Source organism: Streptomyces sp. NPDC060027 (assembly GCF_042737005.1).
In the GTDB taxonomy this organism is placed as follows: Bacteria; Actinomycetota; Actinomycetes; order Streptomycetales; family Streptomycetaceae; genus Streptomyces.
The window spans coordinates 1-7,803 of sequence record NZ_JBHWVI010000308.1 but is presented as its reverse complement, the minus strand read 5'-3'; the positions used below and the strand labels follow the sequence as shown (position 1 = coordinate 7,803).

8 protein-coding genes and 2 pseudogenes are annotated in these 7,803 nt (G+C 68.7%); 7 read left to right on the top strand and 3 right to left on the bottom strand.

Annotated features, from left to right (window positions below; genetic code table 11):
• On the bottom strand, positions 1–158 hold a 158-nt coding region (locus ACFWBT_RS39750), incomplete at its 3' end, for a TetR family transcriptional regulator (protein ID WP_385708769.1).
• A 44-nt stretch (positions 159–202) separates the two neighbouring features.
• On the opposite strand from ACFWBT_RS39750, the gene ACFWBT_RS39745 reads away from it, so the two are divergent.
• Positions 203–493, top strand: a complete 291-nt coding sequence (locus tag ACFWBT_RS39745; RefSeq protein ID WP_385708766.1) for a hypothetical protein — start codon at positions 203–205, stop codon at positions 491–493.
• A gap of 429 nt (positions 494–922) precedes the next feature.
• On the opposite strand, the pseudogene ACFWBT_RS39740 reads toward ACFWBT_RS39745, so the two are convergent.
• Positions 923–1,094: pseudogene (locus ACFWBT_RS39740) on the bottom strand (iron chelate uptake ABC transporter family permease subunit); the annotation flags it as partial.
• 203 nt (positions 1,095–1,297) lie between these two features.
• Positions 1,298–2,248, bottom strand: coding sequence for a polyphosphate kinase 2 (gene ppk2, locus ACFWBT_RS39735; RefSeq protein WP_385708763.1), 951 nt, complete (start codon positions 2,246–2,248; stop codon positions 1,298–1,300).
• A 397-nt stretch (positions 2,249–2,645) separates the two neighbouring features.
• Here ppk2 and ACFWBT_RS39730 point away from each other — a divergent pair.
• The 6 genes and pseudogenes from ACFWBT_RS39730 to ACFWBT_RS39705 all read left to right on the top strand — a co-directional run.
• Positions 2,646–2,822: pseudogene (locus ACFWBT_RS39730) on the top strand (PPOX class F420-dependent oxidoreductase); the annotation flags it as partial.
• Positions 2,823–3,065: 243 nt separating this feature from the next.
• On the top strand, positions 3,066–3,815 hold the full coding sequence (locus ACFWBT_RS39725) for a hypothetical protein (protein ID WP_385708760.1): 750 nt from the start codon (positions 3,066–3,068) through the stop codon (positions 3,813–3,815).
• Between the two features lie 1,521 nt (positions 3,816–5,336).
• Positions 5,337–5,726 (top strand): ANTAR domain-containing protein, encoded by a 390-nt coding sequence (locus ACFWBT_RS39720; RefSeq protein WP_385708757.1) that lies wholly within the window; start codon positions 5,337–5,339, stop codon positions 5,724–5,726.
• A gap of 66 nt (positions 5,727–5,792) precedes the next feature.
• Entirely contained in the window at positions 5,793–6,173 is a 381-nt protein-coding gene (locus tag ACFWBT_RS39715) for a glycosyltransferase (RefSeq protein ID WP_385708754.1), read from the top strand.
• A 160-nt stretch (positions 6,174–6,333) separates the two neighbouring features.
• Entirely contained in the window at positions 6,334–6,894 is a 561-nt protein-coding gene (locus ACFWBT_RS39710) for a Dps family protein (protein WP_385708751.1), read from the top strand.
• A gap of 95 nt (positions 6,895–6,989) precedes the next feature.
• On the top strand, positions 6,990–7,556 hold the full coding sequence (locus tag ACFWBT_RS39705) for a type 1 glutamine amidotransferase domain-containing protein (RefSeq protein ID WP_385708748.1): 567 nt from the start codon (positions 6,990–6,992) through the stop codon (positions 7,554–7,556).
• Positions 7,557–7,803: the final 247 nt, after the last annotated feature.

Here is a 7,803-nt window from a genome sequence, read left to right as displayed (position 1 = left end):
GCGAGCTGCGCCATCGTGGTCGCCGCGTAGCCGCGTTCGGCGAACAGCCGCGTCGCCGCGTCCAGGATCGCCTGCCGGGTCGCCTGCGCCGCCGCCCGGCGGCGGCTCGTGTCGTACTGCCTCTTGACCGGTCTCTCCACACGACCGATGCTAGCCATATTCATCCGAAATGGCTTCGGTTGAATATGAGGGATGTGGTCCCGTGACGTACGCGTTCACCTTCGAGGTGCCGATCGACCCGGCCACCTACGCACGCATCAGGGAAGGACTGGGACCGGACAAGCCCCCGGGGCTGGTGGCCCACCTCGTCCACCGCACACCCGGCGGGCTGCGGTACACCGATGTGTGGGAGTCGGAGGCCGACTGGAAGAGGTTCGTCGAGGAGCGTCTGCACCCGGTCGTGGACCGGGTGGTCACCGCGGCGCTGGGCTTCCGTCCGCCCGAGCCCGCGGTTGAGCACCTGGAGATGGTCGACGCCTGGATCGGCGACTGACGGACGGGGGCGGCCAAGGACACCCGCCCCGGGGTCAGTTGCAGAGTGTGCGGCTGCATGGCCTTTTGACGTGTGGTTGAGCCGCTCCGGACCTGACGGGGCATCTCCAGCGGCCCGCGCCGGCGAACGGTGCTGCCTCTGCGAAGTACTACGTGACAACTGCGATGATCCAGGCCGCACGTCGTCCGTCCGCAGCGGCGCAGACGAACTGGCCGTCCGGGTCAGGGACAACCCCGCAATCCCCGTGGCCTTCATGGCACGGGGGTTGGATGTGCTCCCACCCGTGGTGACACCTCACGCCGAGCGCCCTGGTCGCCGTTCGGGGACGGCGACCAGGGCGCACAGACGGCACGCGGGACGGCGACAGGGTGGTGTTCCCTTCGCGGACCGGGGCCGGGACCGGTCGTGGTCCGTGGCGGCTGCGGCCCGCAGGTACAGGAAGTACGGCGCTTTGATAACGGCTGTCATCAGGCCCGCGCCGAGCTGGGCCGGAGCGATCACCGTGCGGCCGATGATGTCCGCGGTGCAGCCCAGGGCGGCGCCCAGGAGGATCGTGACCGGGACGACCCGTGATGTGCCTGCGGCCCACGAGGGCGCGTGCGGGGCGGTCACCCTGTCCCTGCGGCGTCTGAGCCCCCGAAGCCGGGCGGGCCGGCCCACCACGCCGCACCACTCAACGTCCCGCCTGAACCCCCGTCAACCAGGCCTTTCACCATCACCATCTCGACGGGGCCAACATCCCGAAGAGCCCTCCGCCAGGGTCTGTCGAGCGCGTCGCTTGTGTCGCCGGCGCACGATCTCGGGTCATCCGCCCGGGTGCTGTCCAGGTCCTTCGGCGTGGGGCGCCAGAGGGGTGGGGGAGAGGACGGACTCCTCCTCTCCGGGCTCGAGGAGGGTGTCGGCCGGGCCGACGATGAGCGGGTCCGGCGTTCCGACCGCTTCGGTGTTCTTGCTGGTGTAGTGGATGCGGGCGAGGAGGCTGCGCATGGCCTCGAGGCGGGCGCGGCGCTTGTCGTTGCTCTTCACGACGGTCCAGGGGGCGTGTTCGGTGTCGGTGGCGCGGAACATCTCGACCTTTGCAACGGTGTAGTCGTCCCAGTGATCCAAGGAGTCGAGGTCGGTGGGGGAGAGTTTCCATTGCCGCACGGGGTCGACCTGGCGGATGGCGAAGCGGGTGTGCTGCTCGCTTCGGGAGACGGAGAACCAGAACTTCACCAGCACGATGCGGTCTTCGATGAGCATCTCCTCGAAGCGTGGGCACTGCCGGAGGAAGAGCTCGTACTCGGACTTGGTGCAGTAGTTCATGACGCGCTCCACACCGGCCCGGTTGTACCAGGAGCGGTCGAAGAACACGATCTCGCCCGGTGAGGGCAGGTGCGCGGCGTAGCGTTGGAAGTACCACTGTCCCGCTTCTCGTTCGGTGGGCTTGTCCAGGGCGACGATGCGGGCGCTGCGGGGGTTGAGCCGTTCGGTGAACCGGTGGATTGTGCCGCCCTTGCCCGCGGCGTCGCGTCCTTCGCAGACGACGATCAGGCGAGCACCTGTGTCCTTCGCCCAGCGCTGCAGCTTGAGCATCTCGATCTGCAGGACCCGCTTTTGCCGCTCATACTCCTTGCGCCGGATCTTGCGGTCATAGGGATAGTTCTCCCGCCACGTCGCGATCGACCGGCCGGCCCCGTCCAGCAGAACCGGCTGCTCCGGTCTGCTCTTGTCCACGGTGAGCCCGTCCAGCAATGACTTTTGAGCCTCGTCCATCGCTCCCACCTCTTCCCCCGGCCCGGGTGATCCCTGTGCGCCGAACGCAGCGTCTGTCTTCTGCGGTTCCCAGCAACCCGCAGGCCAGTCCTGTGCTCGCCATCACCGCCGTGCAGATGGCGGAGAAGGCCGTGCGAGCTGGTCCATGCGGCCGTTGCGGACGACGACGGGCCCGGCGGTGCAGAAGGCAACCGCATCCACTTTCGTGACCGCGTGGGCCAGTCCGACCCGGGCCTGCTCGAATGGCAGATCGGCCGGTCGGGGGAACCGCGACGCCCGCCGTCGGCAGACACCACGCACCGGTGGAAGACACGACACCCCGCAACCGCACCACCCGCCCCCTGGAGGTCCAGGGGCCTGCTGCGAAAGCCAGTGGGTCGGGCTGATGGAACGCCAGAAATGCCGCGTCGTGCGGTTCTCGACGACAGCCGACCGCGTCAAGGTCGAGCACCTGCGGCGCGACCCGCATGCTGCGCTGCATGTGCGGGGCGACGACGTGTGGTCGTTCGCCGTCGCCGAGGGCAAGGCCGGGGTCTCCGAAGTGACGACGACTCCCGGTGACGCAGTCGGGCGCTTCTCCGGCGTCCGTCCCTCACAACGCGCGGCATCCGTCAGCGCGGTGCCGAACTCGGACACGGACTGGGCTACCGCGTGTTGGGGATCGCGCCAAGGCCGAGCCGGCCTCTGAGGTGATGCAGAAGAAAGGGAATTCCTTGCTCCGGTGAATTGGTGGTCGAGCGGGGTATTCGGGATGATCTGCGGCCGTCAGGGCCGCGGATATGCCCGGAGACACGTCGCTCCTCGAGGAGGGGACTTGATGAACGGCAACCGTGCAATAGCGATGGCGGGGGTCGCGGGAGTTTCCGTATTAGTTCTGGCCGGCTGCGGTAGCGACTCCGATGCTGAGGATCAGCCCTTCGCCGGCAAGAGCGCTGACCAGATCGCCGCTGAGGCGGTGAAGGCGACCAGGCAGGCCGAATCGATGCATGTGAGCGGCACGGTGAGGCAGACCGCAGGGGAAGCGCTGGAGGTGGATCTGTCGGTGGACCAGCGCAAGAACTGCGAGGGCACGGTGAAGACGGCTGGTACGACGGCTGAAGTGCGCCACGTCGATGCCACGCTCTATCTGCGGGGGGACGAGGGGTACTGGAGGAACGCCCTCAAGGGCCAGCCACGGCGCGGCACGCTCGTTCCGAAGCTGAAGGACAAGTGGGTGAAGGTGCCGACCGACGACTCCACGACCGAGGGTCTGTGCGACAAGCAGGGGATCGTGGCATCGATGGACGAGGACAAGTCCGAGCGTAAGGGCCTGAAGAAGGCGTCCACGACGACCGTGGGCGGCAAGCAGGCCATCCGGCTGACGAAGAAGGTGGCCGGCGGCGAGGCGCTGACGCTTTTCGTGGCGACCGAGGGCAAGCCCTACATTCTGCGCACCACCACCAGCGGCGGGAAAAGCCCCAACACCGCCACGTTCAGCGACTACAACAAGGCCGTGAACCCGCAGAAGCCGTCCGCCGGTGAAACCGTCGACCTCCAGGACATCGCCTCCTCCGGCCAGGCGGGCTGACCTGACCGCGCAAGCCGCGATGGGCGGGCGCGGCACCGTGAGGCATCGACCCCGGCCATGGCGCCGTCGGAGGGAATGGAAGCACCCTCGAGCACTCCTCGGGCTGAGGAGATGGCCGGACGGATTCCAGCCTGAAGCGCACAGCAGGCGGCCGTCTGCGGATGTTCCTGTGACCTTGCGACCGGCGTCTGTCCGGGGCGTTCTGCCCGTCATGGGACGGGTGATCTGAGGGAACGGAGCGTGAACGGCCGTGACCGTTCCTGCTGCCCGCAGCAGACGCTGCGGCAGGTGACGGGATCATCGGCAGGTGATCGCGCGGGCCGGATCCAGACCGAGCCCGCCCCGATCTTCGGGAAACACATGGGCAGCATGCGGCAACCAGGTCATGACCAGGGGGCGAACGCACGGGGGAGCTCCTGGGCAGGCTGCGCGCTCGTTGCCGATGAACGACGATGGAGAGACAGCGGTTCGGTAGCTCCCGCCCCGCAGGGCGCATACCGCCGTGACACGCCGAGGACTGCGCGCGGAGGGAGTTCCCATGGACCCGCCCGCCGCCTCCGGCCCGCACGAACACGGCCGCCACAGGCCGGGCCGCTCTTTGGACCATGTCGAACGAGCGGAGTACGAGCGACTGCGGCGCACTCTCGGCATGCGGCCCAGGAGGGGCTGCGTGACCTTTGGGGGCGATGTTTGCTGCCGTGACCGCGGGGCACGCGCGCATTAGCGCTTCGGACCGGAGGCGCACGCCGAGCAGGGATCACCCCGCCTGCTGCGCTTTCCTCCGGCCAGGCAGATCCCCACACGGCGAACCATGACAACCCGCTCTTGCCATGCCCGGGCATTCGGTTCCGCGCACGGCACCCCCACCGTTCAGGAGCGAACCCAGTGCTCACTGATATGACCGCGGGCCGTCCCGGCAACAGCGCCTCCGTCTCCCGCCCCGTCCTCGAGCGGAGCCGTCACGAGGACTGCCCGGAGTCCACTGCGCTCTTCGCGCGCTTGGTGGAACTGGAGGCTGGCCCGGAACGCGACGGCGTGCGTGATGAGTTGGCGGCCTTGTGGCCTTTCATGGCGCACAGGATCGCCGCACACACGTCGCCTCACCGAGGAGGAGGTCGCCGCAGGCCTGGAGGCGCTGGAGAGCCTCAGCACCCTCTCGCTGGAGGCCGAACCGGCTGTCGGCGACGAACGGGTACAGCCTCGGCGACACCCCGGGCGCGACCGGCTCCTCCTTCGACGTCGGCGTCGACCGCGAAGCGGCCAGGAAGGCTCACGCGCCGACCGTCAGGTGCGGGTCGACGGAAGCCCGGCGGGCCGGGTCATCGAGTGGCACGGCTGGCCGCGAGCGCAACAGCGGCCGCAGCGGGCCCGCAGTGAGCAACTCACGGCAATAGTGCAGGCCGATACTCCTTCACCCATCTGCGAGGCGGAACTCCATTGAAATGCACCGCGGATCCAGGTGAGGGAGGAGCTGGAACAGGAGCCCGGCGATCGGTCCAGATCAACGAGGAGGCGAGTCGGATGCGGGAGCTGTTGGCCTCCGGCCAAGACCGAAAGGGTGACCCGGACTCCGAGCAGTCGGCTACCACCATCCAGCGCACCGCTGCCACCGCACATGAGGTGGGCGCGCTGCAAGAGCGACCGAGCATGCCGCAGAACCCCGGCGTGAACACGGTGAGGGACCAGGCGGTGGGCATTGTGATGGCACTCGGGCGCCTACCCGCTGACCAGGCGCGGACCGTGCTGACGGAAGTCTCCCAGCGCACCAACCTCACGCTGCTCCGCATCGCCGGACTCCTCACCGCCTGGGCGTCCTGCGGCGAACTCAACCTTGGTATCCGCATCGCCCTGGAGGAAGCCATCCGGGCCCAGCGCCGCACTGCCCGGCCGGCCGGTCCAGCGACCGACTGAGCGGCCGGGACCACCCGACGAAGTGCGCGGGCCACCCGACCGCCGCCCGGCCGCGCCGCTGCAGCCGTGCTGGAGGCGCTCGAAGGCGAGCCGTTCCCCTTCCTGCATGTGGCCCGTCACGACGCCGCCGACTACTTCCGCACCCGTCCTCTCAAGGAGACGGAGCCGGTGTGGGAGCACCCGCACGTCCACGGCGCGAACCTGGGTGTGTCCGCCGCCGCCTACCTGCGGGTGGGCGGCTTCGAACCCCTGCCTACCGGCGAAGACCGCGACCTCGCAGCCCGGCTGTTCGCGGCGGGCCACCGGGTCGCCCGTACCGACCAGCACGCCGTGCACACTGCGGCCCGCCTGCGCGGGCGGGCTCCCGGCGGCCTCGCGGATCTCCTCGCCTCCCTGCAATGCATCCGCACTGCAAGGCCTCGATTCCGTCCGTCACCGCGGCCCTGAGCCACTGGACCCGGTGAAGCCGACCTGACACCAGGTGTCAAAGGTCGCGCAGTCCGGCGAGGCGGGAGGGCTGTCTGGTCCGGATGAGGCCGCGGTGGTTGTGTCCTTCGATCACGGGTACCGGAAGGGGGCAAACCGCACGAGAACAGGAGACAAGGTTATGCCTTCCGAGGTCACCCCCCGCTACACCGTCCCGGGCCTCACCGTGCAGGATGCCGGCTCGCTCATCGAGGTGCTCCAGCAGCGCCTGCATGCCCTCAACGATCTCCACCTCACGCTCAAGCACGTCCACTGGAACGTGGTGGGCCCGCACTTCATCGCCGTGCACGAAATGCTCGACCCGCAGGTCGACCGTGTTCGCGCCATGGCGGACGACGTCGCCGAGCGCCTCGCCGCCCTGGGGGGCATCGCCCACGGCACCCCGGGCGTGCTGGTCGAAGAGCGCACCTGGAAGGACTACAGCGTGGGCCGCGCCGACGCCATCGCCCACCTCGGCGCACTCGACCTCGTGTACACCGGACTGATCGAGGACCTGCGCGCCGCGGTCAAGACGGCGGGGGAGATCGACCCGGTCACCGAGGACCTGCTGATCGAGCAACTGCGCGACCTGGAGCAGTTCCAGTGGTTCGTCCGGGCGCATCTGGAGACCGCAGGCGGCACGCTCACCACAGCCGATGCCACCACCGAGACGGAAGCCGCCCAGCAGGCCATGGAGCATTGACATCGACAGCAGAGGCGGCGTGAACGGTCACCTGAGCGGGATCCGGCGCGCGATCGCTGCGCCATGCCCCACCCGGGACGAGAAGGAGCATCACCATGTCCGACAAGCCGTTCAACGGGCACCGGGTCCTGGTACTCGTTACCAACTACGGAGTTGAGCAGGACGAGTTGCTGGTGCCGGTCCGCCGGCTACGGGATGACGGCGCGGACGTCACCATCGCCGCCGTGACTCCCGAGCCCATCCAGACGCTGGTGGGCGACCGGGACCCCGGCGAGACGGTGGAGCCCACCACCACGCTCGAGACAGTGGATCCGGGCGCGCATCAACTGCTGCTGATCCCTGGCGGCACGATCAACGCCGACCAACTCCGCCTGCAGCCCAAGGCCCTTGAAACGATCCGGGCGTTCGCGGCGTCGGGTCGCCCGATCGCTGCGATCTGTCACGGACCCTGGGCCCTGGTGGAAGCCGACGTCCTGCAGGACAAGACCCTGACCTCCTATCCTTCAGTGCGCACCGATGCCCGCAACGCGGGTGCCAAGGACTGGGTCGACGAACCTGTCGTCAGCGACAGCGCAAACGGCTACACCCTGGTCACGTCCCGGACGCCGAAGGATCTCGACGATTTCCTCAACGCCGTCAGCGAGGCCCTGGTCGGTTCCTGAGGATCGCGCGTGTTGCCCAGGGTCTTCCCTTCGCGGGCGAGCGCCGGAGGTGCGCTTGTGGAGCATGCCGGGACGCTCGCGCACACGTAGATCAAGCAGGTGCGGAGAGCTGACGCGCCGTGCGAACCATCGCCGGGCGGCATCAGATACCAGCGGCTGGTTCCGCCGATCTCAGCACTACGGTCCGCGGTGCCACGGAAGCGTTGAGGAAAAGGGTGCCGTCCGTCAGTGCTCCCCGACACAGAAA